The organism is Rouxiella badensis (genome assembly GCF_026967515.2).
GTDB lineage: Bacteria > Pseudomonadota > Gammaproteobacteria > Enterobacterales > Enterobacteriaceae > Rouxiella > Rouxiella badensis.
In genome coordinates this window covers 3,531,421-3,558,311 of record NZ_CP114062.1, presented here as the reverse complement: position 1 = coordinate 3,558,311, position 26,891 = coordinate 3,531,421, and the positions used below count along the sequence as shown (strand labels likewise).

The 26,891-nt window shown below is 51.7% G+C and carries 18 protein-coding genes, 1 tRNA gene and 1 pseudogene; 10 read left to right on the top strand and 10 right to left on the bottom strand.

The annotated features are described in order from the left end of the window. Positions 1-12: 12 nt before the first annotated feature. On the top strand, positions 13-480 hold the full coding sequence (gene rraB, locus O1V65_RS16345) for a ribonuclease E inhibitor RraB (RefSeq protein ID WP_017491702.1): 468 nt from the start codon (positions 13-15) through the stop codon (positions 478-480). A 141-nt stretch (positions 481-621) separates the two neighbouring features. Here rraB and O1V65_RS16340 read toward each other — a convergent pair whose 3' ends face one another. The 4 genes from O1V65_RS16340 to pepA form a co-directional block, all read right to left on the bottom strand. Continuing rightward, positions 622-1,137: a GNAT family N-acetyltransferase gene (locus O1V65_RS16340; protein ID WP_017491703.1), complete on the bottom strand. Its 516-nt coding sequence runs from the start codon at positions 1,135-1,137 to the stop codon at positions 622-624. 147 nt (positions 1,138-1,284) lie between these two features. Continuing rightward, positions 1,285-4,140, bottom strand: a complete 2,856-nt coding sequence (locus tag O1V65_RS16335; RefSeq protein WP_269129886.1) for a valine--tRNA ligase — start codon at positions 4,138-4,140, stop codon at positions 1,285-1,287. Positions 4,141-4,149: 9 nt separating this feature from the next. Beyond that, positions 4,150-4,617, bottom strand: a complete 468-nt coding sequence (locus O1V65_RS16330) for a DNA polymerase III subunit chi (RefSeq protein WP_017491705.1) — start codon at positions 4,615-4,617, stop codon at positions 4,150-4,152. 68 nt (positions 4,618-4,685) lie between these two features. Then, a complete protein-coding gene (gene pepA / locus O1V65_RS16325; RefSeq protein WP_269129885.1) occupies positions 4,686-6,197 on the bottom strand; it encodes a leucyl aminopeptidase in 1,512 nt (503 codons plus the stop codon). Between the two features lie 278 nt (positions 6,198-6,475). Between pepA and lptF the strand changes: the two genes are divergently transcribed. Then, complete coding sequence (lptF, locus tag O1V65_RS16320; RefSeq protein WP_017491707.1) at positions 6,476-7,570, top strand: LPS export ABC transporter permease LptF; 1,095 nt, start codon at positions 6,476-6,478, stop codon at positions 7,568-7,570. Continuing rightward, complete coding sequence (gene lptG / locus O1V65_RS16315; RefSeq protein WP_017491708.1) at positions 7,570-8,640, top strand: LPS export ABC transporter permease LptG; 1,071 nt, start codon at positions 7,570-7,572, stop codon at positions 8,638-8,640. Before lptF ends, lptG begins: the two co-directional genes overlap by 1 nt. Positions 8,641-8,715: 75 nt before the next feature. On the opposite strand, the gene ampH is transcribed toward lptG, so the two are convergent. After that, positions 8,716-9,864 carry a D-alanyl-D-alanine-carboxypeptidase/endopeptidase AmpH gene (ampH, locus tag O1V65_RS16310; RefSeq protein WP_026110503.1) on the bottom strand — a complete coding sequence of 383 codons (1,149 nt, stop codon included), beginning with the start codon at positions 9,862-9,864 and terminating at the stop codon, positions 8,716-8,718. Between the two features lie 574 nt (positions 9,865-10,438). On the opposite strand from ampH, the gene O1V65_RS16305 reads away from it, so the two are divergent. Both O1V65_RS16305 and O1V65_RS16300 read left to right on the top strand, forming a co-directional pair. Beyond that, entirely contained in the window at positions 10,439-11,593 is a 1,155-nt protein-coding gene (locus O1V65_RS16305; protein WP_017491711.1) for a porin, read from the top strand. 231 nt (positions 11,594-11,824) lie between these two features. After that, a tRNA-Leu gene (locus tag O1V65_RS16300) sits at positions 11,825-11,909 on the top strand. 56 nt (positions 11,910-11,965) lie between these two features. On the opposite strand, the pseudogene O1V65_RS16295 reads toward O1V65_RS16300, so the two are convergent. Continuing rightward, positions 11,966-12,423, bottom strand: a pseudogene (locus O1V65_RS16295) (integrase core domain-containing protein); the annotation flags it as partial. 174 nt (positions 12,424-12,597) lie between these two features. On the opposite strand from O1V65_RS16295, the gene O1V65_RS16290 reads away from it, so the two are divergent. Beyond that, positions 12,598-14,991, top strand: a complete 2,394-nt coding sequence (locus O1V65_RS16290; protein WP_269129884.1) for a beta-N-acetylhexosaminidase — start codon at positions 12,598-12,600, stop codon at positions 14,989-14,991. Positions 14,992-15,109: 118 nt separating this feature from the next. Here O1V65_RS16290 and treF read toward each other — a convergent pair whose 3' ends face one another. The 3 genes from treF to otsB all read right to left on the bottom strand — a co-directional run bounded on the left by treF (position 15,110) and on the right by otsB (position 19,270). Continuing rightward, entirely contained in the window at positions 15,110-16,768 is a 1,659-nt protein-coding gene (gene treF, locus O1V65_RS16285) for an alpha,alpha-trehalase TreF (protein ID WP_269129883.1), read from the bottom strand. 280 nt (positions 16,769-17,048) lie between these two features. Continuing rightward, entirely contained in the window at positions 17,049-18,473 is a 1,425-nt protein-coding gene (gene otsA, locus O1V65_RS16280) for an alpha,alpha-trehalose-phosphate synthase (protein ID WP_017492802.1), read from the bottom strand. Continuing rightward, the gene (otsB, locus tag O1V65_RS16275; RefSeq protein WP_206023967.1) at positions 18,470-19,270 is read right to left on the bottom strand and encodes a trehalose-phosphatase; all 801 of its coding nucleotides are present in this window, start codon (positions 19,268-19,270) and stop codon (positions 18,470-18,472) included. Before otsB ends, otsA begins: the two co-directional genes overlap by 4 nt. A gap of 550 nt (positions 19,271-19,820) precedes the next feature. Here otsB and ovoA point away from each other — a divergent pair. From ovoA to O1V65_RS16260, 3 genes are all read left to right on the top strand, one after another. Further along, complete coding sequence (gene ovoA / locus O1V65_RS16270; RefSeq protein WP_017492804.1) at positions 19,821-21,962, top strand: 5-histidylcysteine sulfoxide synthase; 2,142 nt, start codon at positions 19,821-19,823, stop codon at positions 21,960-21,962. A gap of 485 nt (positions 21,963-22,447) precedes the next feature. Further along, the gene (locus O1V65_RS16265; protein WP_269129882.1) at positions 22,448-23,290 is read left to right on the top strand and encodes a winged helix-turn-helix domain-containing protein; all 843 of its coding nucleotides are present in this window, start codon (positions 22,448-22,450) and stop codon (positions 23,288-23,290) included. 8 nt (positions 23,291-23,298) lie between these two features. Continuing rightward, positions 23,299-23,733 (top strand): hypothetical protein, encoded by a 435-nt coding sequence (locus tag O1V65_RS16260; RefSeq protein ID WP_225741545.1) that lies wholly within the window; start codon positions 23,299-23,301, stop codon positions 23,731-23,733. A 23-nt stretch (positions 23,734-23,756) separates the two neighbouring features. On the opposite strand, the gene O1V65_RS16255 is transcribed toward O1V65_RS16260, so the two are convergent. After that, positions 23,757-24,713: a helix-turn-helix domain-containing protein gene (locus O1V65_RS16255; RefSeq protein WP_269129881.1), complete on the bottom strand. Its 957-nt coding sequence runs from the start codon at positions 24,711-24,713 to the stop codon at positions 23,757-23,759. Positions 24,714-25,205: 492 nt separating this feature from the next. Here O1V65_RS16255 and O1V65_RS16250 point away from each other — a divergent pair, with 492 nt between their 5' ends. Continuing rightward, a complete protein-coding gene (locus tag O1V65_RS16250) occupies positions 25,206-26,867 on the top strand; it encodes a dihydroxyacetone kinase subunit DhaK (protein ID WP_017494198.1) in 1,662 nt (553 codons plus the stop codon). Positions 26,868-26,891: the final 24 nt, after the last annotated feature.

Genomic DNA, 26,891 nt, shown 5'->3' with positions numbered 1-26,891 from the left:
GAGGACTGAGGCATGGCAAACCGTGAATTGCTAGACGAACAACGTGAAGAGACCCGCTTAATCATCGAAGAGCTGTTGGAAGACGGCAGCGATCCTGACGCGCTTTACACTATTGAGCATCATTTCTCCTCCGAGAAATTCGAAGTTTTAGAGCGAGCAGCGGTAGAGGCTTTCAAACTGGGCTACGAAGTGACCGATGCTGAAGAGCTAGAAGTTGAAGATGGCTCAACGGTAATGTGCTGCGACGTGATAAGCGAAGTTGCGCTTAACGCCGAGATAATCGACGCACAGGTTGAGCAGCTGGTGGCGCTGGCGGAAGCTAACGGCGTCAACTACGACGGCTGGGGCACTTATTTCGAAGACCCTAACGGCGAAGACGGCGACGAAGAAGAATACGACGAAGAAGATGAAGAAGAAGACGAGGCTGCGCCTAAGTCTAAAAGCATCGTCGATAAAGATGACGACGGCAAACGCCACTAAGTCTTTATATTACTCTGCTGCGCGTCGGTGATACGGCGTTGGAAGCGGGCTCGTCCTGGTTCAGCAGATGAAGAATGAGTCGTTAAGTTCAAATATAAAAAAAGCCGACGATGTCGGCTTTTTTATTGCTTAAACATTGTGTTACAGCGTTTTCAGCATGGTAACTTCGCAGTCTACGTGCCCGGTGCTGCCGAGCGCGCCGTCGATGTGTTCGAAACCCAAGTGTTCATACAACGCAATCGCCTGCGTCAGGCTGGCGGTGGTCTCGAGGTAACAGCGGGTAAAGCCCTGTCCTTTGGCGTGGGCCATGGCCTGAATCGCCAGACGTTTTGCCAGGCCTTTTCCACGCAGGCTGGACATGAAATACATCTTCTGTAGCTCACAAATGTCGTCGTCGGCACCCACTAATGGGGCAACACCGCCGCCACCGGCTATCTCACCGTTGAGTTCAACCACCCAGTAGGCGTGGCGTGGCCGACTGTACATTTCACACAGCACGTCGAGATTGGGATCGGCAACCGTATAGCCTTTATCGGCTGTCAGGCCAAATTCGGCCGAAACGGTGCGAATGACGCGTGCAATATCGGCATTGTCATCACAGGTAATGCGGCGCACCACGACATCTTGCTCTGTTGAATTAATCACTGCTGTCGTCATAGATTCTTTGTCTAATGAAAGTTAGATGAGGTATCGCTTCGCTTTTCTTTTGCATTTAATACCGCGAGCGGGCGTTTTTTGCAATGCGAAAAAAAACGGCGGAGCTTTCACTCCACCGTTTTCTCGTCATTACCTTAGCGGCCAGAATTACAGCGCGGCGATGGTGGCCTGCTGTTCCTGAATCTTCACCTTGGCTTCGGCACAGGCCTGCAGTCTCTCGCGCTCTTTCGCGACAACCGCTTCCGGGGCACGCGCCACGAAGCCTTCGTTTGAAAGCTTGGCTTCGATACGCTCAACCTCTGCGTCCAGCTTGGCAATCTCTTTGCACAGACGTTCCAGCTCGGCTTCTTTATCTACCAGACCGGCCATTGGGATCAGCAGCTCTGCGCCCTCAACCAGCTTGGTGACAGAAACCGGACCTTTGTCGCCGGCAGGCAGCACGGTGATGGACTCCAGACGCGCCAGTGATTTGATGAAGCTCAGGTTCTGCTCCACGCGACGCTGTGCATCGGCGCTTGCGCCACGCAGCAGCAGTTCGAGTGGTTTACCCGGAGCAATATTCATCTCTGCACGCACGTTACGAATAGCGACGATCGCCTGCTTGATCCACTCGAGGTCGACCAGCGCGCTTTCATCGGCTTTATCCGCCGAGTACTCTGGGAAAGGCTGCAGCATGATGGTGTCTGCGGTAATGCCTTTCAGCGGTTTCACGCTCTGCCAGATGGTTTCAGTGATGAATGGAATGATCGGATGTGCAAGGCGCAGCAGACCTTCCAGGACCTCGACCAGCGTGTGACGGGTGCCGCGAAGCTGTGCTTCGGTGCCACCGTTCATCACCGGCTTCGCCAGCTCCAGATACCAGTCACAGAACTGGTTCCAGGTGAATTCATACAGAATGCTCGCTGCGAGGTCGAAACGATAGCCGTCCAACGCTTCGCGGTAGGCTTTCACCGTACGGTTATATTCAGCCAGGATCCAGCGGTCAGCCAGAGACAGCTGCAGTTCGCCGCCGTTCAGGCCACAGTCTTGATCTTCGGTGTTCATCAGCACGAAGCGGCTGGCGTTCCACAGCTTGTTACAGAAGTTGCGGTAGCCTTCGAGACGCTTCATGTCCCAGTTGATGTCGCGACCGGTCGAGGCCAGTGCCGCCAGCGTGAAGCGCAGGGCGTCGGTGCCGTGCGGTTCGATGCCGTTCGGGAACTGCTTCTCGGTGCGCTTGCGGATTTTTTCCGCCAGCTGCGGCTGCATCATGTTGCCGGTACGTTTTTCCAACAGGTCTTCTAGCGAGATACCGTCGATCATATCCAGAGGATCGATGACGTTACCCTTGGACTTAGACATTTTCTGCCCTTCGTCGTCGCGGATAAGGCCGGTCATGTACACCGTGTTGAACGGAACCTGCGGCTTGCCATTTTCGTCTTTCACGAAGTGCATGGTCATCATGATCATGCGTGCTATCCAGAAGAAGATGATGTCGAAGCCACTGACTACCACGCTTGAAGGGTGGAAGGCTTTCAGGTCTGGCGTTTCGTTTGGCCAGCCCAGGGTCGAGAAGGTCCACAGGCCGGAGGAGAACCAGGTGTCCAGCACGTCTTCGTCCTGACTCAGCACAACGTCTGCACCCAGGCTGTTTTCACGACGCACTTCTTCTTCGTCACGACCTACGTAGACTTTGCCTTCTGCGTCGTACCAGGCCGGGATACGGTGACCCCACCACAGCTGACGAGAAATACACCAGTCCTGAATGTCGCGCATCCAGCTGAAATACATGTTTTCGTACTGTTTTGGGACGAACTGGATTTCGCCTTGCTCAACCGCTTCAACGGCCACTTTTGCCAGCGGGGCAGTGCGCACATACCACTGGTCGGTCAGCATTGGCTCGATAACGACGCCGCCACGGTCACCATAAGGGATGGTCAGGTCGTGCGGTTTGATCTCTTCGAGCAGGCCAAGTTCGTCGAAGGCAGCCACGATGGCTTTACGCGCGGCGAAGCGCTCCAGGCCACGGAACTGTTCTGGAATTTCGTTGCTGCACGCATCGCTTTCTTCGCCCTTGGTGTCGAACACCTCGGCGGTCTGGCGGATGTCGCCGTCGAAAGTCAGGATGTTGATCATCGGCAGGTTGTGACGTTTACCGACTTCGTAGTCGTTAAAGTCGTGCGCAGGGGTGATTTTCACGCAGCCGGTGCCTTTTTCCATGTCGGCGTGTTCATCGCCTACGATAGGAATACGGCGGCCTACCAGTGGCAGGATAACCTCTTTACCGATCAGGTCTTTATAGCGTGGATCTTCCGGGTTAACGGCCACGCCAGCGTCACCGAGTTCGGTTTCTGGACGCGTGGTCGCCACCACCAGGTAGTCTTTACCGTCGGCGGTCTTGACGCCATCGGCCAGCGGATAGCGCAGGTGCCAGATGGAGCCTTTGGATTCGCGGTTTTCAACTTCGAGGTCAGAAATGGCGGTACGCAGTTTCGGGTCCCAGTTTACCAGGCGCTTGCCGCGGTAAATCAGGTCCTCTTTGTACAGACGTACAAACACTTCGCGAACAGCGTTGGACAGGCCTTCGTCCATGGTGAAGCGCTCACGCTCCCAGTCCACGGAGTCGCCCAGACGGCGCATCTGACGCGTTATGGTGCCGCCTGATTCTGATTTCCATTCCCAGATTTTGTCGATAAAGGCTTCGCGACCATAGTCTTTACGTGTTTTGCCTTCTTCAGCGGCAATCTTGCGCTCTACTACCATCTGAGTGGCAATACCGGCATGGTCGGTCCCCGCCTGCCACAGAGTGTTTTTACCCTGCATGCGCTGATAGCGGATCATGGCGTCCATGATGGTTTGCTGGAAAGCGTGACCCATATGCAAGCTACCGGTAACGTTCGGCGGCGGGATCATGATGCAGAAGCTTTCCTTACTGGTATCACCGTTAGGCTTGAAGTAGCCCTGTTCTTCCCAGTGCTCGTAAAGCGGTTGCTCGATATCTTGCGGGTTATATGTCTTATCCATTTCGCTTCGTTAGTCTGTAGTCGTTGTATTGACGTCGGGCGGTGTCGCCGTGGTCAAATTGAAGCCGACGCTGCGATAGGCTTTGTAGCGTTCGCGCGCCAACTGCTTTAAAGAATCTTCGTAAGGAACGAAGTCTACCACTTCATGGAAAGCGGTGGCAAAATCTGCAAAATTCCCGAGCAGGCTAATCAGCAAATCTCGCGGCGCATTTCCGCGTTTTCCTGGCCAGCAAAGCTCGACGGGGGCACCAAATCTCGGGCCTTCTCCCGCCAGATTGTGCGGCACAAACTGGTCGGCATCACGTTTCCACAGCGCTTCATCCAGACGTTCCGCTTGTTTCTGGTCTTCGCAGGCAATAAGCACGCGTTGACCCGCACGGTAGCGCTGTGCCGCAATCTGGCACGCCAGTGCCTCGTGGCCGCTGAGCTCGCCTGCGACGTCCGGTGAGTCGAGAAGAAAAAATGTAGCCTGTTTCATGAGTGTCTTCCTAACGCCGTCCTCCGGCGTGAATCACAGCGAAGGACGGGTTTTACCACAATAGGCGATTAATCGTCGCCGTTGAGACCTGCACGGTTCAACAAGAACTGGGACAGCAGAGAAACAGGGCGACCCGTCGCTCCTTTGTTCTTACCTGAGCGCCATGCGGTACCGGCGATGTCCAGGTGAGCCCAGTTGTACTTGTCGGCAAAGTGAGACAGGAACATGCCTGCGGTGATTGCGCCGCCAGGACGGCCGCCAATGTTTGCCATATCGGCAAAGTTTGACTGAAGCTGTTCGTCGTACTCGTCGCCCATCGGCAAACGCCACGCACGGTCACCGGCCTGTTCGGAGGCGGTGATAAGCTCGTGGGCCAGCGGGTTGTGGTTCGACAGCAGGCCGGTGATGTGATGACCCAGCGCGATGACGCAGGCGCCGGTCAGCGTTGCCACGTCGATAACCAGCTCAGGATCAAAACGCTCAACGTAGGTCAGTGCGTCGCACAGCACCAGACGGCCTTCGGCATCGGTATTCAGCACTTCAACGGTTTTGCCTGACATGGTGGCCAGAATGTCGCCCGGACGGAACGCGCGGCTGCCCGGCATGTTTTCACATCCGGCCAGAACGCCGACTACGTTCAACGGCAGCTTCAGCTCGGCAACGACGCGCATGACGCCATACACCGTGGCCGCGCCACACATATCGTACTTCATTTCGTCCATGTCGGCCGCAGGCTTGATGGAGATACCGCCGGAATCGAAGGTCAGGCCTTTACCGACCAGCACAATTGGCTTAGCGTCTGGGTTCGGATTACCTTTATATTCCATCACCGACATCAGCGACTCGTTCTGCGAGCCCTGACCCACGGCCAGATAGGCGTTCATTCCCAGCTCTTTCATCTGCTGTTCGCCGATGACGCGGGTGGTGATATTAGTGCTGAACGCATCGGCCAGCTGGCGAGCCTGTGAGGCCAGATAAGCGGCGTTACAGATGTTCGGCGGCATGTTGCCCAGATCTTTCGCGGCTTTAACGCCGTAAGAGATAGCCAGACCGTGTGCAATGGCGCGGTCACCGCTGTTAAGTTCGCGGCGGGTCGGCACGTTGAAGACCATTTTACGCAGCGGACGGCGCGGCTCGACCTTGTTGCTCTTCAGCTGATCGAAGGTATAGAGAGACTCTTTGGAGGTCTCGACGGCCTGACGCACTTTCCAGTAAGTATTCCGTCCCTTGACGTGAAGTTCGGTGAGGAAGCAAACGGCTTCCATAGAACCTGTTTCATTCAAGGCGTGAATAGTTTTCTGGATAACCTGCTTGTATTGACGTTCGTCGAGTTCGCGTTCTTTGCCGCAGCCTACCAGCAGAATGCGCTCGGACAGAATGTTTGGAACATGGTGCAGGAACAATGTCTGCCCCACTTTTCCTTCCAGTTCACCGCGGCGGAGCAGGGCGCTGATGTACCCATTGCTGATTTTGTCGAGCTGTTCAGCCATAGGAGATAGGCGGCGTGGTTCGAAAACGCCGACTACAATACAGGCACTGCGCTGTTTTTCCGGGCTACCGCTTTTTACACTGAACTCCATGCACTCTCCTGAATCTTAAAGACAAAGGCGGGGGGTACGGATAGAATGGGGCTTCCGTTACACTCTCCCGTCATTGATGTAATGACCTGTGTTAACCTATACGGCGTAGAAATTTTATTTTGGCGGCTATAAGCATCTTCCTATAGGTCACCTAAATTTACGGTGTTGTAATACTATTTTAGCTGTGAAGGTTGCCATATGATGAGAAAAAATGACGGATTAGCGATGAAATTATCGATTTTCCTGCAAAAAGACAAGTTTTCACAGGCGTATTCAGCGTGATCATCATTAGATATCTGGTTAGGGAAACCTTCAAGAGCCAAATTGCGATCCTGTTTATTCTGCTTCTAATCTTCTTTTGTCAGAAGCTGGTCAGAATACTGGGTGCAGCAGTCGATGGCGATATCCCAACAAATTTAGTTATTCAGCTTCTTGGGTTAGGTATACCCGAGATGGCACAGCTTATCCTGCCGCTGAGTCTTTTCTTGGGTCTGCTCATGACTCTGGGCAAGCTCTATACTGACAGTGAAATCACTGTTATGCACGCCTGCGGACTGGGTAAAAGGTCACTAATCGTTGCTGCCATGGTTCTGGCGGTGTTCACCTCTATTTTCGCCGGTATTAACTCATTTTGGGTCGGCCCCTGGTCGTCGAAGCATCAGGATGAAGTGATGGCCGAAGCCAAGGCGAACCCGAGCATGGCGGCGATGGTCGCTGGGCAGTTCACCCCTTCACAGGACGGCAGTTCCGTGCTGTTTGTGGGCAACGTGCGCGGTAAAGAATTCCGCAACGTTTTCCTGGCGCAGCTTAGGCCGAACGGCAACCAGCGTCCGTCGGTGGTGGTGGCCGAGAAAGGCCATATGGACCAGCGTCCTGACGGCTCCCAGCAAGTGACGCTGGACACCGGCACTCGCTACGAAGGTACCGCACTGCTGCGTGACTTCCGTATCACTAATTTCACCGACTATCTGGCGGTTATCGGCCACAAGATTGTCGAGCTAGACAGCAGCGACGTCGAACAGATGAGCATGTCTTCTCTGTGGCATTCAAAGGCTATCGAGGCGCGCGCCGAGCTGCACTGGCGTCTGACGCTGGTGGTTTCGGTGTTTGTGATGGCGCTGATGGTAGTACCGCTCTCGGTGGTTAACCCGCGTCAGGGCCGCGTACTGAGCATGCTGCCAGCAATCTTCCTCTACCTCATCTTCTTCCTGCTGCAAAGTTCGCTTCGTTCCAACGCAGAGAAAGGCAAACTCGATCCGATGGTCTGGATGTGGGCGACCAACCTTGCGTATCTGGCACTCGCCGTGGTGCTTAATATGTGGGATACCCTGCCAGCCCGCAGGATACGCGCACGTTTTAGAGGAGCGGCCTGATGTTTGGTGTTTTAGACCGTTATATCGGACGGACCATTTTCAACACCATCATGATGACGCTGTTCATGCTGGTTTCCCTTTCCGGGATTATCAAATTCGTTGACCAGCTGCGTAAGGTCGGACAGGGCAGTTATTCGGCGCTCGATGCCGGGCTCTATACCTTGCTGAGCGTGCCGAAGGATATCGAAGTCTTCTTCCCGATGGCCGCTCTGTTGGGTGCGCTGTTGGGCCTTGGCGCGCTGGCGACACGCAGCGAGCTGGTGGTGATGCAGGCCTCCGGTTTTACCCGTATGCAGGTCGCGACCTCGGTCATGAAAACCGCTATCCCGCTGGTCTTGCTGACCATGGCAATCGGGGAGTGGGTATCGCCTGCCGGTGAGCAGATGGCGCGCAACTACCGTGCGCAGCAGATGTTCGGCGGCTCGCTGGTCTCTACGCAAAACGGCATTTGGGCGAAAGACGGGCACGACTTCATCTTCATCGAACACGTGGTGGGCGACAACCAGATCAACGGCGTGAACATCTACCACTTCGACGGTAATAACAAGCTGCTGTCCGTACGCTATGCTACCTCTGCCGAGTACGAGAACGGTGGCTGGCAGCTGTCTCAGGTTGACGAATCGGTACTCGACAGCCCAACCAAGATCAGCGGTTCTCAGACCCTGAGCGGTGAATGGAAGACTAACCTGACGCCTGACAAGCTGGGCGTGGTCGCCTTGGATCCGGACTCGCTGTCGATAAGCGGTCTCTACAACTACGTTAAGTACCTCAAGCAGAGCGGCCAGGAAGCGAAACGTTACCAGTTGAACATGTGGCGTAAAATCTTCGCGCCGCTGTCCGTTGCGGTAATGATGCTGATGGCACTGTCATTTATCTTCGGACCGCTGCGCAGCGTGCCGATGGGCGTGAGAGTCGTGACCGGTATCTGCTTCGGGTTCCTGTTCTACGTGCTGGACCAGATTTTTGGCCCGCTCAGCCTGGTCTACAACATACCGCCACTACTCGGCGCGGTATTGCCAAGCGCACTGTTCCTTGTCATCAGCGTCTATCTGTTGTTGAAACGGAGTTAGCCAAGACCCCGAGGGATAAAAAAAGCAGCTCAATCGAGCTGCTTTTTTGCTTTCTGAAGCCTGAGAGTGAGGAGCTTAGATCTCGTTGTTACGCACCAGATCGGCCACCAGATCGTTCACGCCGTCGCTCATGTTCTTGAACTTGGTCAGCTCTGACCGGGTGACAACGATAAATACCCCTACGCCGCGCTGAGGCACCATCGCCATATAGGTAATGAAGCCCCCACCGCCGCCGGTTTTTTGAATGATGCGCGGCAGCAATGGCGTTGGCGCCATGGTAATCCAGCCCATGCCTAACTCATAGGCCTGCCCCGGAACGTCCATGCCTTTCAACGACACCAGGTCGGTACGACGGAAATACATCTTCTGCGCCAGCGCTGCGGTCGGCGATTGCTGGCCAGCGGCGTTAGGCAGGAACTGCTTCATCCAGCGACCCATGTCCGCCGGTGTGGAATAGACTCCGCCGCTGCCCTGTGCAGCAATCGTGTTCAGACAAGGGCTTGGGCGCAGGCCTTCCATCAGACGAGAGCACTGTGCCGCAGTCGGCGTGAAGGTGGTATCGACCATGCCGTTTGGCTGGGTTATTAACTGACGGAACAGCTGCGGATAAGGCTGATGCGCGGCGTCGGCCAGCGCGTCCGACAGCAGGTCAAAGCCCAGATTGGAATAGGAGGCGTGCGAGCCAGGCGGGACGGTAAGCTTGGCGGTTTGCAACCAGCTCCAGCGTTCCGCGCGATTCGGCCAGGTAAACACCGGACGATGCGGCGCGCCGCCCGGCTGTTCGCGTGGCAGACCGGCAGTGTGGGTGGCGAGGTTGAGCAAAGTCATCGGCGACGTCGGGCTGTAATACGGAACGAAGGCGTTGCCCGGCGCGTACTTACGCAGCGGATCGGTCACCTTGACCGTACCCTGTTCAGCAAGCTTCACCAGCACTTCGCTGGTCATTAGCTTGGTCAGCGACGCGATGCGGATCAGTGAGTCTTCACGAGGACGCTGACCCGATCCTGCCCGGGTTTCCCCAAAGCTTCTGAAAACCTGCTGATTCTTATCGACAACCACGAGCGCCATGCCCATGGCGCCGCTGCTATAGAAAATATGTTCTGCGTGTTCATCAACGACCTGAGAGGCCAGTTTTTGGGTCTGAGCCTGGCTCAGTACAGGCATACTGGCAAAAGCAATGGCCAGCAGCGACAGGGAGAATTTTTTCAACAAACGCGTATCCATTCTAAAAGCGGTGAGAGGGAAGATTGGATTTATCTTAATGGGATACGCGAAGAACCGCATGAGGAAATCGATGCTTCCGCAAAAAATTTACAGAGCAGGGGGAGGCAGAGGCATCAGGGCCGATGGCCTGAAAATGGTGTAAAGAAATTCCTAATAAAATTTGTGCTGATTATTTACTCACACAGGGCAATTACGCTGCTTTATTATTCTATTTATAACGACACGAAAATTAAATAATAACCTTACGGACAATACACAGTGTGGATTATTTAATTTACGAAGCTTCTAAAGCTAACTTTGTAATTAATTATGTCATTTTTGAACTTATTAATTTGACCGTTTTGATTATTTATTATCCTTAACGGGCTTTTTTAGAGTTTTCAATAATTCTTATTTTCCTTTGGTTACATCCTTAAACTAAATTGTCCGATTTTTAACCACAAAAAAGCGGTTAATGTGTGACCGTCGTCGCATTTAATGCTTTTCCGCCTACCACAGCTATGTTAAATATTTATGCGTGGTGCAACGCCATATTTCTTAAATAACAAAAATAAAATTGTTGGAGACAGGGTAAATGCGTAATTTAAAAGCGCCAATCATCGTTGGCGGAGTTATTTTATCGGTACTTTCAGCCAGCGCTCAGGCTGAAATCACCGTTTTAGATAAAAATAAGCAAAGTGATTCCTTACTGGCCCCGTTGAGCTTGCAGGTTGGCGGCAGTATTCGTCCTGAATGGATTTTCCAGAACACCAAGAATAAAACGCACGGTGATTCAAGTGGTCACGACGGCGGCACCCGTTTCCGTTTTAGCGGCGACTATGCCCTGACAGATCATACTTCTATTATTGGTAAGTATGAGCTTGGCGTGAACATGTATCACCTGTTGAACATCAAGTCAGGTTATGACGAAAGCAGCAACCTGCTGAAAAAACGTCAACTGTATTACGGATTCAAGGATGACCGTTACGGTACCCTGACTTACGGTAAGCAGTATGGTCCTTACTATGACATCGTCGGTAGCAAGAGTGACGTATGGGATAACGATGGTCAGGCAGCGGGCGAAGGCGTGGGTCTGTCCGGCGACTTCGACGGCGGTAACCGTCCATACAACAGCATCAAATACGTAAACACCATCGGTGCATTTACTATTGATGCCAACTACCTGTTGCCAGAAACTGAATACGATGCGGGTTCAGACTCTGTGGGTGATGATTTGCACTATCGTCGTGACGGCGGCGGCGGTCTGGGTATCGATTATGCGGTAACCAAAACGCTGACGTGGAGCGGTGTTTACACCCTCACCAACGCGCGTATGAAAAACGACAACAATGATTCCAAGCAGTATCACCAGCAGACCACTGCGACTGCTTTGACCTGGCAGCCGGGCGCATGGTACTTGGTGGCAACCGCCAACTACTATAAAGACTACGTGCCAAGTCATCAGGACAACGTGAACCAGAATAACTACTTCGCGGGCGACGGCTACGGTCTGGAAGCCTTCGCGGGTTATACCTTCACGTTTAATAAAGAGCTGCTGAAATCGGTACAGCCTTACGTTGCAGCTGACCAGCTGAAACTGAAAGGCAACGAAGACTACGATGCACACCACGTGTATCTGGGTACGGCGTTCGACTTCGGTCACCACCTGTCACTGTACGTAGAACGTACCCTGGCACGTGCTCCTGGCCAGTCTGACTCTACTGCTGTCAGCTTCTACTACAACTTCTAATCACCGACTTTTCTTGCAAAAAGTCGTGATAAAGAACAGGGCCGGTGCCGCAATGCACCGGCTTTTTTATGGCCGAAAAGTACGATGCCGCCAGTATTTTTGCCGCAATATCAATCACAATGTGCGTTTTAGCCGCTTTTTTCAGCACTTGGTGCAAGATTAAGGGGATAAGTATTGCGCGGGCATACGGTAGAGGTATAATGCACCCGTTTTCCGCATACTACTTTCAGTGCCGAAGTGGCGAAATCGGTAGACGCAGTTGATTCAAAATCAACCGCCGCAAGGCGTGCCGGTTCGATTCCGGCCTTCGGCACCAAATAGTAGTATGAAAAATTAAGTCACCCTCCGGGTGGCTTTTTTTTTGCCTGAAATTCAGCCTTTGTAAGGCTTCTGTCGCTTTTTTGACCTGTCCCCAGTAATAGATACAACCCTCAGTGAGTCATGTCGGTTGGTTTTTTCTTCATATTTCCCGTTTCGCCAGCTAGCTGAAAATTCAGACGGCGTGTGGTAATTCAGCGGTGAATGAGGGGGCACTCGTTATAATCCTGATGCCATACACTGATGGTTTTCCTGGCATGGCTGACGTCGCTGAACCTGTGTTCATTCAGGCATTCATCGCGAAAGCGGCCGTTAAAACTCTCAATAAATCCGCTCTGCGTCGGCTTGCCGGGCTAGATAAGCCGCAGCTCCAGGCTATGCTCATAAGCCCACTGGTCAAGTGCTCTGCAGGTAAACTCAGGCCCCTGATCGGTTCTTATCGTCGCCGGATAGCCGCGAAACAGCACAATGCTGTCCAGAATATGCGTGACCTGCACGCCTGAAATCCCGAAAAAAGAGTGGGGCGGAATCTATCGCCATTTATAACGATGAACGACCCCACCAGTCACTGAAATTCAGCCTTTATAAGTCTGCATCACCTTTATTCCTGTTCATTCTGTCTATAGTTAATCCTTTATGTTTCAGCAGGCTATGTCAGCCCGCTTTACCTCTGAGGAGACTTGTCAATGCTATTGCCGTTCCGTCGTTCTTTATTTGCCTCATCGTTTCTCCTTGCTATCACCTCGTCCGCCTTTGCGACTCCCGCCGGTAATCTGCCGCTCATGCCTTGGCCGCAGCAGGTAGAGGTGGCTCCGCAGGCTGGGAAATGGAGGGTGGACAACAGGCTGTCGGTGGCCGTCAGCGGAGACAATCTTGGCCCTCTGCCGCAGCGCTGGCGCGAACGGATTGAGCAGCAAACCGGATGGACACTACAGCCGCAGCCGACCGACGCTACGCAGAGTAAAATTCAGGTGGTTATCAAACATAAAGTGGATGCCTTGCCCAAGCCAGACAGTGACGAAAGCTATGATCTTGAAGTCACCCCGCAGGGTGCGATCATTGACGCGAACACCCGTTTTGGTGCGATACACGGCATGGAAACCTTATTGCAACTGCTGCAAAACGATGGTGAGAACACGTTCCTACCGTTGGTGAGAATTCATGATAATCCGCGTTTCGCATGGCGTGGCGTGCTGCTGGACTCTGCACGGCATTTCCTGCCGGTCGGTACTATCAAGCGTCAGCTCTACGGTATGGCTGCCGCCAAGTTGAACGTTTTACACTGGCATTTAACTGACGATCAGGGCTGGCGATTCGCGTCAGAGCATTATCCGAAGCTGCAACAATTAGCCAGCGACGGCGAGTTCTATACCGTGGCCGAGATGAAAGATGTTGTGGCTTACGCGACATCTTTAGGGATCCGCGTTGTGCCAGAAATTGACATGCCGGGTCATGCCTCGGCGATTGCCGTTGCTTACCCCGAACTGATTAGCGCACCCGGCCCCTTCAGCATGCAGAGCGAGTGGGGCGTGCATGAACCGACGTTGGATCCCTCTAACGAACAGGTTTACAAATTTGCCGATACCCTGGTCGGTGAGCTGGCCGCCATTTTCCCCGATCCTTACCTGCACATCGGCGGTGATGAAGTGAAAGATACCCAGTGGCAGAATTCCACGGCAATTAAGGCCTATATGAAGAAGAATCATATTGCCGATAGCCACGCGTTGCAGGCCGCCTTCAACAAGCGTTTGCAGCAGATTTTGCAAAAACATCATCGCCATATGGTTGGCTGGGATGAGATTTTCCATCCCGACTTGCCAAAGAATATTGTGATTCAATCCTGGCAGGGGCCGGATTCGCTGGGTGCCAGCGCGCAGCAGGGCTATTTGGGAATTCTGTCCACGGGTTTCTATCTCGATCAGCCGCAAAGCTCGGCTTATCACTATCGCAATGAAATCCTGCCGCAGCCGTTGGGCGTCGATCAAAACCTTGCCGAAGGTGAAAAAGCCCAGAGCTGGGCATTTTCTATGCCGCGTCTGAAAGGCAGTCCCGTTGAGGGAAGTTTTTCCCTGATTGAAGGGAAGCAGGGCTGGCGCGGGTTTATCGATTTCAAAGGGAAAACCCGTCGTGCGCTGCGTGATATTGTCTGGCAGAACAACGGTCAGGTCAGCTTCGCGGTGGATACCTGGATGGGCGACACACGTCCTGTCCTCACCCTCAAAGACGGTAAATTAGACGGTTACTTTGTGATTGGTAACGCGCGTTATCCAGCAACGGGCAACCCAATCAGCGAAATCCCCCAAGGCACGCCGCCAGTGGTGCCGGACGCCAGGGGAATGCAAAACATTCTCGGCGGTGAAGCCGCGCTGTGGCAGGAAAATATCACCTCAGAAATTCTTGACCTGAAGCTATGGCCGCGTGGGTTTGTGGTCGCCGAACGTCTGTGGTCTGCGGAGGATGTGAAAGATATCGACAATATGTATCAGCGTCTGGCGAAAGTGGACGCCTGGTCGGCAGTATCGGTAGGGTTGCAGCAGCATGCAGAAACCACTCGCCTGATGACTCGACTGGCAAACAGTAGTGACATCACACCGCTGCTGACGCTCTCTTCGGCGCTTGAGCCGGCACAGTATTACACCCGCCAGCACCTGAAGTTTAAGGCCGGGAACTACCAACAGTTTGAGCCACTGAATCGCCTGGTTGATGCGCTGCCAGCGGAAAGTAATGCCGTGCGTCAGCTCGATAATCAGGTAAAAGCCTTGCTGGCTGACGGTAAAGACGTACAGGCGGCGAGGGCAATTCGCAACCAACTGACGCTGTGGCGGGACAATAGGGCGCAGGTTGAGCCAATACTGGCGCAAAACTACGTCTTGAAACCCGTACAGCCTGTGGCGGAACAACTCAGCCAACTGTCGGTGCTGGGGCTGAAATGGCTGGATAACATCCAAAGAGGGGAACACATCACAGCGGAGGAGCGCCAGAAGGCGCAGACCCAGCTGGACAGTGCGGCACAGATTCAGGATGAGTTGGTGATTGCGGCGGTGTATCCGCTTCAAAGGCTATTACAAGGTGTGAAATAAACACCTTTTATCGCTTCAAGGTCTGTCGCTTCAGGCGGCGACTGTGCCCGAAGCGACGGCCAATAACTTCGGCACCTCAAGGGTGCCGAAGTCCTGCCATTGACCCGTTAAATATCGGCTACTCGTGATCTTCGCCATACAGCCCAATCAACCGGCGTACCACGCCGTTAGTCCAGCCGAAGCCGTCCTGTAGGGGATACTCACCGCCGCCACCTTCACCGGAGGCATCGCCCGCGATGTGGTATTTTTCGATCAGCTTATGGTTACGCTTATAAAACTGGTTAACCGTTTTCAGCCAGTTGCGGGCGATTTCGTCACCCAGCGCGTCATTGCCATACATTTTAAAGCCCTGAATGGCCATCCACTGTAGCGGTGCCCAACCGTTGGGCTTGTCCCACTGCTCGCCGGTTTCATATTCGGTAGTCAGCAGGCCACCGTCGGAAAGCAGGCGTGCGCGCACGGCTTCACCCAATCTTTCGGCCTGTTCGTGCGTGGCGAGACCCACGTACAGTGTCACCACGCTGGCGGCGGAGAAGAGCGCGAACTGCTTGCGGTGCCAGTCATAGTCGCGGAAACATCCCTGGTCTTCGTCCCACAGATAATGGTTAATGGCCAGGCGGCGTTCTTCTGCTTTCTGGCGATACAGCGCCTCGGTCTCACGGTCACCTTTTAGCGCCGAAATATTGGCAATCGTGCTTTCGAGTTTATAAAGGAACGCGTTGAGATCCACCGGAATATATTTGGTGGTGCGGATACTGGCGAGGCGATTGGCATCACGCAGCCAGCGCGAAGAATAATCCCAGCCTGATGCCGCACCGGCACGCAGGTCACGGTAAACTTCGTTTGCAGGGCGATTAGAGTGTTTGGCGGTTTCCACATCCTCGCGCCATGACTCATCGCGCGGCGTGTCCCTGTCGTCCCAATAACGATTTAACAAGGCACCATTCGGCATTTTAACCGCATGGCGATAGGCCTGATTGGCCCCCAGCGATTCCGCACCGTCCATCCAGAACTCGTGCTCTTTAATCAAATGATCGAGATAACGACGGGCACCGCGCACGCCATCTTCCTCAAACAGCTCTACCATCAGCGCAAATACCGGCGGCTGGGAGCGGCTGAGATAATAGGTCCGGTTGCCGTTAGGGATGTGGCCGTAGGTCTCAATCATCCAGGCAAAGTTGTCCGCCATGCTGCGCAGCAAATCGTGGCGGCCACTTTCGGCCAGCCCCAGCATGGTGAAATAGGAGTCCCAATAATAGGTCTCGCTAAAGCGACCTCCCGGAACAATGTACGCCTGCGGCAATGACAGCAGTGAAGACCACGGAATATGTTGTTCTGGCTGGCGCGTTAATACCGGCCACAGCTTATCGATATGTTCTTTAAGCGAATCACCGGGATTGGAAACGTAATCGCTGCCGTAATGTTTTGGCATCCAAAAATGTTCGTTAACAAACTGCTTGAGATCGAATCCGGGATTATTTTTCTGGCGACGATAGCCAATCAGGATATCCAGCGGATCCATTTTAGGTGCGCAGTCCGGAAATGTTTTGCTGTCCTCGAAAATATGCGCAGACTGCACTGCTGCGAATAATTCAAGATAACGATCTGCCGGCGTTAGCGCATCGGAATGGGGCATCCCCTCAATCATTTCCGGTTCTGGCTCGGCCTCTAGCATTTTATCTAGTGTTAATTCAGAGGGTTCCGGTTCATATTTGTTGATTTTGTCGATGTCGAACTCCACTGATTCAGTAACGTCGTGTAATTTAGAGTTGTACATATAATGTCAAGCCTCTTCATTGCGTCGTTAAAATACGGGGGCTTCCCGCGTGCGAATTTCTAATAAGTGTAGACTTTTGCTTCGCCTATTTCAGTAAATCTGTGTAATTGCTCACATTACTTAATCGGCACATAAAGTGAAAAAACCTTATAAGCCGTTATTTAACCGTTGGAAAATAAAAGCAATTAGTCTCAGGATGCGGAAAATCTTTACTTAATTCGTTTGCAACACTTTGTGAATAGCCCCGATTTTCGGGGCTAAAGGACGGGAGACGTCAACGTTATGGCGTGGCGGCTTTTGCCGTGGAGGATTTTTCAGAGCCACGTTCCGGCAGCGCACGAAGATCCTTAAGATAGGTTTCTCCCCAGTGCGCAATATCGTTCTCGCGCAGTATCTTCATCATCTCGTTATAACGGGAGATACGCTCTTCACGCCCCATGGTCAGCGCCTGATCGAGCGCAGCGGCAACTTCATCGCGGTCATAAGGGTTGACGATGAGCGCACCCGTCATCTCATTAGCGGCACCGGTGAAACGTGATAAAACCAACACGCCAGGGTCTTCAGGGTCCTGTGCGGCGATATACTCCTTAGCCACCAGATTCATCCCGTCGCGCAGCGGTGTTACCAGCCCGACGTCGGTAAGTCGGAATATCTTCATCAGCAGGCGACGATCAAAATGCTGATTAAGGTAATACAACGGCGTGCTGTTTAAGCTGCCGTATTTACCGTTGATGCGCCCGACTTCCATTTCCAGCTGATGACGCAAGTCCTGATACGCCTGCACGTCACCGCGCGACGTCGGAGCAATCTGCGAATAACGCACTTTGCCGCGATGCTGCGGATAATGTTCCAGCAGGGCTTCAAAAGCCAGGAATCGCTCAGGTAAACCCTTGGTGTAATCCAGACGTTCGCAGGAAATAATGTTTTTCGCGTTACTCAGCTCGCGTTTCATCATGTCGATTTTCGGCGGCAGTGGACCCTCTGCCATCTGTTTGATGCTGTCCGGCGCGATGCTTATCGGATAGACCTCGGTCTTGAAGGTATGGCCAAAGGCGCGGTGGGTATTGGGTGCAACGTCTTCGAGGGGGGTCAGCTGGTCAAGGTTTTCAACGAACGCATTGCGGTCGGTTTCCGTCTGGAAGCCCAGCAGATCATACTCGCACATCATTTCCAGCAGTTCTTTATGGGTCGGCAGGGCGTTGAACACCTCTGGCGTCGGGAAAGGAATATGCAGGAAGAAACCTATGCGGTTCGTGACGCCGATTTTGCGTAACGCGGCGGCAAACGGCAGCAGATGGTAATCATGGATCCACAGAATATCATCGGGTTTGATCAGCGGCTGAAGCTGTCTGGCCAGCAGGTCATTGACGCGGCAATAGCCTTCCCACGCCTCGCGCTGAAAATCGACCAGGTCAATGCGGTAGTGGAAAGCGGGCCAGATAACAGCGTTGGAAAATTGGCAGTAATAAAGATCGTAATCGTTCTGATTAAGCGGCACGGTGGCGTAAGTAATGCCGTCTTTCTCGACGATATCAAGCTCTTCCTCTTCTTCTCCCGATATCTCGCTTATTTCACCACTCCAGCCAAACCACAGGCCTGACGTATTCTTGAGGGCATCCATGATGCCGACGGCAAGTCCACCCGCGCTCGATTTGGATTTATTAGGAATAGCGATACGGTTAGATACAACAACCAGGCGACTCATAATCTTGACCCCTTACCTACGTTATTATGTTTGATTTGTGAAAGCAGTTGTTCAAGCCAGTCATACACGTCGGCGACGTCATTAAGACGATAGTGAGCGTGGCCCGCCCCTTCACCGACTTTGACTGAAATACCCTGCATGGCGTTCACCGCCAGAAATCCTTTTTCATCCGTAAGGTCGTCGCCGACGAATACGGGAATGCGGCCCTTAAAGGGAAGTTCTTGCATAAAAGCTTGTATTGCTGCGCCTTTATCGGTGCCCTGCGGCTTAATCTCTACGACGCATTTGCCCGGTTGCAGCTGGAGGCCAGGGAATTTTTCTACCGCTGATTCTGCCAGTGCCAATACCTGATGTTCAAAAGCGGGGGCCTGGCGATAGTGCAGCGCAAAGGCCATACCTTTGGCTTCCAGCAGGGTGCCCTGCATTGCCGACATGCCCTGTTGCAGCATGTTTTGCAACGGCGTTACCACCTTTTCGGAAAGCGTGACGCGATGCAGTTGAGACTCGGCATCACGTCGTTCTGCACCGTGAACGCCGGCGAGCGGGAAGCGATGTGGTGCGCTTAGCGCGTCGAGTTGAGCAATCGGACGGCCTGATACCAGCGCCAGCGCGCCGTCTGTGGCCTGCGACAGCGCCAGCAGACGATCGCGTACAATTAAGGGAATGCTCACGGCGTCGGGCTCTGCCTGAAGTGCAGCCAGAGTTCCGTCAACGTCAAAGAAAAAAGCGTACAGGCGTCCTTCCTGAAGGGGGGGAGGCGGTGTATCGGTGATATTTTCCGGTGCAACAGTAGTCAATCTTTTTCTCCTGTTTGCAAAGGGTTAGGCGAATTTATTCGCGATAGCATTAAAGCCTTAAGTTAAATTTCAGGACTCACCAGATCACAAGAAGTGTTTGATGCCGCTATAAAATAAGAAAAAATGGCATCAGAAGGGTGAATGAAATCCAGAAACCTCAACTCTGCATTTAATTTTGTAGTATTCAGTGTAGACCCTGCTGGATATTTTTCCAGGTATCTACTTAATCAGAACGTGCTGCATAAATAGTGAGTCTATAAATTAAATTTTTATTTCTATTAAATTAAAGGAGTTTTCTTATAGAGTTAATGAGACTTTTTATAATGCCAATAGGGATAGGTTTCTAAAGCCAGGCTATTTATGTTTGATTGCCCGGCATTATTTTTTATCAATAACAATAAACATTTACTCAATAATAGCGTTTACTTTATAAGCATTGTAGTTTCATATTTAAGAATATTTAAATTGAGGTGCTCTTGCTCCTATGCAGAAATCGCCACCTGCTACACTTATTCCTATTCGTTTACGATGTCAGAGATAAGGAATAACGATGGCGAGCAACAAAACGGTCGGTGCAGGATTACCGGAACCGACACATACCTTACTGTTGAGCGGTAACGACGTTGAGCAAAAACGCGATGAAATCCTTAACTATTTCACTCAAACCTGGGCACTGTACGAGAGTCTTTTCGACTGTCTGGCCAATGAGCGCGCCTACTTCACTAAAGCAATCTCTCTGCGTCATCCCCTGATTTTCTATTTCGGGCATACTGCGACCTTCTACATCAATAAGCTGATGGCCGCCGGGCTTATCGAGGATCGCATCGATCCGCATATTGAAGCGATGCTGGCGATTGGCGTTGATGAAATGAGCTGGGATGATTTGGATACCAGCCATTATGACTGGCCTGCGCTGGCAGAGCTGCGTGATTATCGCGGTAAGGTGCATCGCAGGGTTATTGAATTTATTAAAGAAATGCCCTTATCGCTGCCGATCGATTGGGAGAGCCCGGCCTGGGTTATCCTGATGGGCATCGAGCACGAGCGTATCCATCTTGAAACCTCGAGCGTGTTGATGCGCCAACTGCCGGTCGAGTGGTTACAGCCTCAGCCGCACTGGCCAGCGTGTCAACGTGCGCGCACCGACCGAACTGCCGCGCCTGAAAATACGCTGGTTTCTCTGCCAGAGACCACGTTGACGCTCGGCAAAACTGACGATACCTATGGCTGGGACAACGAATACGGCCGCCTTGACTGCGACATCAAAGCGTTCAAAGCCAGTAAAATGCTGGTCAGTAACGCCGAGTTTTACGAGTTTGTGCAGGCTGGTGGGTATCAGGACCCGCAGTGGTGGGACGAAGAAGGGCAAGGCTGGCTGTCTTTCTCCAAGGCCGAGATGCCCACATTCTGGGTTGGCGCAGCATCCAAACCGGCTATCCTGAAATTGAGGCTGCTGGCCGAAGAGGTGCCAATGCCGTGGGACTGGCCGGTTGAGGTTAACCAGCTTGAAGCAGCCGCTTTCTGCCGCTGGAAGGCCGAGGATACCGGTAAGTCAATCCAGCTGCCGACCGAGGCAGAGTGGTACGTGCTCAGGCAGCAGGTTGAGGGCGACCAACCTGGCTGGGATCAGGCTCCCGGCAATATTAACCTTGCGTGGTGGGCCTCAAGCTGCCCGGTTGACAGATTCCCGCAGGGTGATTTTTACGACATTGTCGGTAACGTCTGGCAGTGGACGACTACGCCTATCAGCGGCTTCGATGGCTTCAAGGTACACCCGCTTTATGACGACTTTTCGACGCCGACCTTCGACGGTAAACATGCCATCATCAAAGGCGGCAGCTGGATCTCGACCGGCAATGAGGCGCTCAAGTCTTCCCGCTATGCGTTCCGCCGTCATTTCTTCCAGCATGCCGGTTTTCGCTATGTGGTCTCAACTCATCAGGAGAAATTAACCGTCAATCCTTATGAAACCGATCTTCTGGTATCGCAGTACCTTGATTTCCAATACGGCCCGCGCTATTTCAACGTGCCTAACTATGCACGCGCGCTGGTCGATATTGCCGAGCAGGTGGTTGAAAAACGTGGCTCTGCATTAGACATTGGCTGCGCCACTGGCCGAGCCAGCTTTGAGCTTGCGCGCACCTTCGACCAAGTGACAGGTATGGACTACTCGGCGCGCTTTATCGACGTCGCGCTGTCGCTGGTGCGGGGAGAGGAACGACGTTATCTGATGCCGGAGGAGGGCGAACTGGTGCAATACTGTCAGGCTAGCCTGTCTGAGATAGGTATTACGCCAGAGCAGGCTGAGCGCGTGCAGTTTGTGCAGGGTGATGCCTGTAACCTTAAGCCTCATAGTGAAAGTTATGATCTGGTTCTGGCGTCCAATCTGCTGGACCGCCTGCGGGATCCGAGACGTTTCCTGCACGATATCTCAGCCAAAATCGTCAGCGGGGGGGTGCTAATCATCTCTTCTCCTTACACCTGGCTTGAGGAATTCACGCCGAAGGAGAATTGGATTGGCGGCGTTCGCGAAAACGGCGAGGCGCTGAGCAGTTATCAGGCTCTACAGCGTTTACTGGACGGTGACTTTGAAGAAATTAACCCACCGCTCGATGTGCCGTTTGTCATTCGTGAAACGGCGAGAAAACACCAGCATACCGTGGCTCAGGTGACCGTCTGGCGTAAGCGCTGATCTCCAGGCCGGTTCGATGCAGATTGAACCGGCCTATTTTCTCAGGTATTTATCAGGTCTTGATCAGATTCTCCTCAGGTTAAAAAGAGCATATTTCGCTCATTATTAGGATGCAGACAACGAATAGGCCGAAACATTAAACGGTATTCTCGTTAATTTATTAAATTAACGGGTTGATGGCTTAGCGATTTTTTGCGGTGCGCTAGCTGATTTTTTTATTATTATTAATTTTATGATCTGATTTTTATCTGATGTTTCTATTGCGATAAATTTAACTTATTAACTATAGAATTATTTGCTTTATTAACATGAGTAAATCCTGAAAATGCGATGTTTTTCCATGGTTAGCCTGAAGCTAATATGTTATGTTTCAAACCGATTTATTACTTGAGGTGATAAATTATGCAAAGAGCATCATCAATGATGTACTGTTAATTTTTTTTATAAAAACTCTCCTGGGTCACTTTATGGATAAGGAATGTTCTATGGAAAGTAATAAAGTGCCTTTAAGAGAGGGGGTTTATTATAATTCAACCCATTCTTGTCTGGAGAGTCCTGACGGAGACATCCATCTCACCCCTAACGAGAAAAAAATCCTTGAAATAATATTGGACGATCGGGGCAGGAAGGACGTCATTATTGAAGAAATTTGGCACCAGCAAGGCATTATCGTCAGTGAGTCGAGCTATCACCAGCTGGTTAAAATGGTGCGCAGAAAGTTCGCCGCAGCCGGTTTACCGCCGTCCTGTCTGAAAACTATTCCCCGTTATGGGATGGTTTTTCGTAACGAGCCAGATACAGAGCCTGTGAATGGCGCTGATTACTCTGATATTACTCTGAGAGAACCTGAAAAACGCGACTGCCGTGAGTTTGGAAATTCATTAGCGATAATGCGTGAAAGGAAGGATATAAACTCTGAAGCACAACCTTCTGATGAAACAGCATTAGTCCCTAAGGATCAGGATATTTTACTTATTCATTCAAATAATTTAAAAATTGCAGCTCGAGACACCCGTTTTAGTATTCCTTATTATTTATCAATTTTTATTTTTGTCGTTTCGTTTATCTCGATTATCTCTTTTCTGATTAGTTATGATACTCAAGAGTATTTCGTGCAGGTAAAGAAGGTTGACAATGTGGGTTATCATGTCGCCCCGACGGCTAAATTATCCGAGGCACTCTGGCAACGCATTGAAAGCACTGTCTTGCCTGTGACAAAGGAAGTCTATATCGCATCCAATGGTCCCAAAGTATGGGTGGCTTACTGCGAAAATAGTATTTATAAGGATAATGTGCCGTGTACTTACGAACATTTTTCATTGTACTAGCTGCCGTTATGGCGTTAACAACTGCTGGATATTACCTCGGCACCAAAGTGCTCTTCGATAAATCGATTCCCGATGCGCCCTGCAGTATGGAGATAGCCAACGGGGCTTTTATCAATGACGAATACCAGAAGTATCAATTCAACGGTGCAATCACGCTGTGGCTGAAGAACAATATGATCACGGTGTTTGGTGTATACGACACGGCCGATGGGATGAAAAAGTTGACCCGCAGCATCCTGCTGGATCACATAAAAAGAAAGTCAAAGGTGGTAACCGCTGACGTAAAATCAACCGCCATCGCTCCCTCCGACGAGGTGCAGGGGCTGGAGAGTTTTTTTGCCAGTAAGGGCGAGCCGCTAACTTTTCACTTTCAAAGAATCAAGAGCGGAGAATATCTGGTGACGATTAACAATAACTGGGTTGCTCTCTGTAAGGAGCATTAACTCCTGTATGAATGAGGCCATAACTATTTTGAGCGAAAATGGCCGGGTGATTCACCGTAGAATTTCAAAAAGGCGCGGCGCATGCTTTTGGTGCCTGAAAAACCGCAAAGGCTGGCAATTTTTTCAAGAGAAAGTCGAGCCTGTATCACATGCTGGCGTGCAACTTCAGCCCTCATCTGAGCCACCGCCTTAGCGGGAGAGGTACCTGTCTCTTCTTTAAAGAGGCGGCTAAACTGTCGGGGGCTGAGGTGCGTTAGCTCTGCCAATTGGGTAATGGTCACGGTATTGCGCAGATGTTCACGGATATAGCGCAGCGACAGGTTTATTCGCTCACTGTTTCCATGGCAAGAAAAGTTCTGCAATACCGTTAACTGACTGTTGTTGACATATTTATCGAACATGCGCTCGATGATATTCATCAGCTGCATCGTGGTGCCCGGTCCCGACTCTTCCTCAATAATTGTTAAGGTTAAATCTATTCCGGCCCAGTTACCGCTGGCGGCCCAGATATGATTATTTAGCAGCAGGACGGATTCTTTTTTTAAATTGACGTTCGGAATAGCCTGACTGAACGTTGAAAGCTGATAACGTACTTCTTTCTTTTCAAAGGCGGCTAAAAAAGACAGCGGCGACGTCCATTCCGATGAGGTTGTCTGCTGTTTGCCGACATACTTGACCTTATGACTCCCATCAGCGGGCGAGGGCTGGCAGGGTGAGGTATTCCAGAATAAGCAACTTTCCTGCGGATTCTCCATAATGAACATACTGTTAAGGGAACATAAGGTTTTGAAGTTTGCAATACTAGATTCAACCGGGATCTTGCAGGCGCTGTAAATGGTACCTCCGTCGGCCGAGAGCAGAGTAAGCTGATATCTCTTTTGTTGTTTGCGAATTGAATTTGCTAAATCGAGTGCGGTTGATAATCGCGAAAGAGTTAACATATTAAATCCATTAGAAATAAAACAGCCTATTTTTTTCATTTTGGTCGCTCGGTAATCTCAAATCATCCGGTATGAGTGACTTGTTTAATTTTTTATGACTTTATTTATAATTAACTTATAGCCTTTTTATTGAATAAATGTATGTTTTTAATTAAGCAATAATAAATTGAAATGACAGTTTACGTCAATCTCCAAGCCGAGCATTGAAGACCTCATTTATTGATCTGGTTGTTATTTTGTTGATTAAAGCTGTGCTTTTTTATATTCACCCCTTCTAATTTAAATTTATTTAATATTTCGAGATTTTATAAGGGTTAAATAAATAACCAACACCAATGGTTAACTGCCAAATAATATAAAATATTTATGATTTAGTATTTTTTTAATTCCGCGATGCATAAACCTCAATAATATCAATGATTCAAAATGAGAGAGTGCTCGGTACAGGCCGGTTGATTTTTCACTATGCTTGGAGATGCCTTTTGTTTCACCTCATCCCATGCTATCAAAACAACAAGGAGTTCACCGGGTATGTCTAACTTTTTTATGAACGACCGCAAGTCGCTGATTAATGACGTTATCGAAGGCGCTATCCTCACCACCCCTTACAAGAATCTGGCCAGACTTGACGTCGATTCGGCGATACGTGTCGTGGTGAGAAACGACTGGGACAAGAACAAGGTCGCCCTGATATCCGGCGGTGGTTCAGGCCACGAGCCCGCACACGTTGGGTTTGTCGGCAAAGGTATGCTGACCGCTGCCGTCTGCGGCGATGTTTTCGCCTCCCCGAGCGTAGACGCGGTACTTAACGCTATCGTCGCTGTCACCGGTAAAGCGGGCTGTTTGCTGATCGTGAAGAACTATACCGGCGACCGTCTCAACTTTGGCCTGGCCGCCGAGAAAGCCAAAAATCTGGGCTATGACGTTGATTTAGTCATGGTTTCAGACGACATCGCGCTCCCTAATAACAAACAGCCGCGCGGCATCGCCGGTACGGCGCTGGTGCACAAAGTGGCAGGCTATGCGGCCGAACAGGGAAAATCACTTAAAGAGGTGACCCAACTTGCTCAGCAGGCCATCGACGCGACCTCGAGCATCGGCGTCGCGATGCATGGCTGTAATCTGCCGGGCGACGGTGATGAAGAGGAGAACGACCGTATCGCTGCGGGGCACGTGGAGCTGGGGCTGGGCATTCACGGCGAGCCGGGAGTGTCGGTGCTGAAAACCCACAATAGCCAAAAGATAGTCAATACGCTGGTTGAGGCGCTGCAAAAGGGCCTGAAGAAAAAGGACAAACTGGCGTTGCTTATCAATAACCTGGGCGGTGTATCTCCGCTGGAGATGAACCAGATAACCAAAGAGCTGGCGCATTCTGGGCTGAAAAATGCCATAACTTATCTCATCGGTCCTGCGGCGCTGGTCAGTGCGCTGGACATGAAAGGCTTCTCACTGTCGGCCATCGTGCTCGACAGCACCATTGAAGAGGCACTGCTGGCCGAGGTCGAGGCAGCCGGCTGGCATCCGCCGGTGAAGTTTGAAAAAGTGCCGCTGCAGAAGGCGAAAAAAATCACTCAGAAGGTGAAAGTTAAATCCTCTGCCAACGCCGAGGTAGGCAAGGTGGTCAAGATCATCACCGAGACGCTGGTTTCGCTGGAAAGTGAGCTGAACAAGCTCGATGCCAAAGTGGGTGACGGTGACACAGGATCGACCTTTGCTTCAGGCGCCAAAGATATTCAGCAACAGAATGAAGGCAACAAGCTGCCGTTGAATGACCTGTCTGCGCTCTTCACCGTGGTGGGTGACCGGTTGGCTACCGTGATGGGCGGGTCAAGCGGCGTGCTGATGTCTATCTTCTTCACTGCCGCAGGGCAAAAGGTGGCGGAAGGCGGCAATCTGGCCCAGTCGCTGCTGTTTGGACTGGAAAGAATGAAGCACTACGGCGGGGCTGATTTGGGCGACAGAACCTTGATTGACGCTCTCCAGCCCGCGCTCGAGGCGCTCGACAAGAAGGCGGGAGACGTGAAGGGAGCCTCTAAGGCTGCGGCAAAAGGGGCCAAAGATACCGCCAGTATGAAAAAGGCCAATGCCGGTCGGTCGTCTTATCTGAACAGCAACAGCCTGAAAGGGGTTAAAGATCCCGGCGCGGTGGCGGTAGAAAAAGTCTTTGCCGCACTGTTGGAAATAAAAGGGTAAACCCAAAAAGCCCCGATGCAACTC

Bases quoted from the DNA above. Each gene is read 5' to 3' on its own strand.
- O1V65_RS16330 (WP_017491705.1), bottom strand. From the start codon at position 4,617: ATGAAACAGGCTACATTTTTTCTTCTCGACTCACCGGACGTCGCAGGC.
- O1V65_RS16255 (WP_269129881.1), bottom strand. From the start codon at position 24,713: ATGAAAAAAATAGGCTGTTTTATTTCTAATGGATTTAATATGTTAACT.
- O1V65_RS16340 (WP_017491703.1), bottom strand. From the start codon at position 1,137: ATGACGACAGCAGTGATTAATTCAACAGAGCAAGATGTCGTGGTGCGC.
- lptG (WP_017491708.1), top strand. From the start codon at position 7,570: ATGTTTGGTGTTTTAGACCGTTATATCGGACGGACCATTTTCAACACC.
- ampH (WP_026110503.1), bottom strand. From the start codon at position 9,864: ATGGATACGCGTTTGTTGAAAAAATTCTCCCTGTCGCTGCTGGCCATT.
- O1V65_RS16305 (WP_017491711.1), top strand. From the start codon at position 10,439: ATGCGTAATTTAAAAGCGCCAATCATCGTTGGCGGAGTTATTTTATCG.
- O1V65_RS16290 (WP_269129884.1), top strand. From the start codon at position 12,598: ATGCTATTGCCGTTCCGTCGTTCTTTATTTGCCTCATCGTTTCTCCTT.
- O1V65_RS16335 (WP_269129886.1), bottom strand. From the start codon at position 4,140: ATGGATAAGACATATAACCCGCAAGATATCGAGCAACCGCTTTACGAG.
- O1V65_RS16260 (WP_225741545.1), top strand. From the start codon at position 23,299: ATGGCGTTAACAACTGCTGGATATTACCTCGGCACCAAAGTGCTCTTC.
- ovoA (WP_017492804.1), top strand. From the start codon at position 19,821: ATGGCGAGCAACAAAACGGTCGGTGCAGGATTACCGGAACCGACACAT.
- rraB (WP_017491702.1), top strand. From the start codon at position 13: ATGGCAAACCGTGAATTGCTAGACGAACAACGTGAAGAGACCCGCTTA.
- pepA (WP_269129885.1), bottom strand. From the start codon at position 6,197: ATGGAGTTCAGTGTAAAAAGCGGTAGCCCGGAAAAACAGCGCAGTGCC.
- O1V65_RS16250 (WP_017494198.1), top strand. From the start codon at position 25,206: ATGTCTAACTTTTTTATGAACGACCGCAAGTCGCTGATTAATGACGTT.
- treF (WP_269129883.1), bottom strand. From the start codon at position 16,768: ATGTACAACTCTAAATTACACGACGTTACTGAATCAGTGGAGTTCGAC.
- O1V65_RS16265 (WP_269129882.1), top strand. From the start codon at position 22,448: ATGGAAAGTAATAAAGTGCCTTTAAGAGAGGGGGTTTATTATAATTCA.
- otsA (WP_017492802.1), bottom strand. From the start codon at position 18,473: ATGAGTCGCCTGGTTGTTGTATCTAACCGTATCGCTATTCCTAATAAA.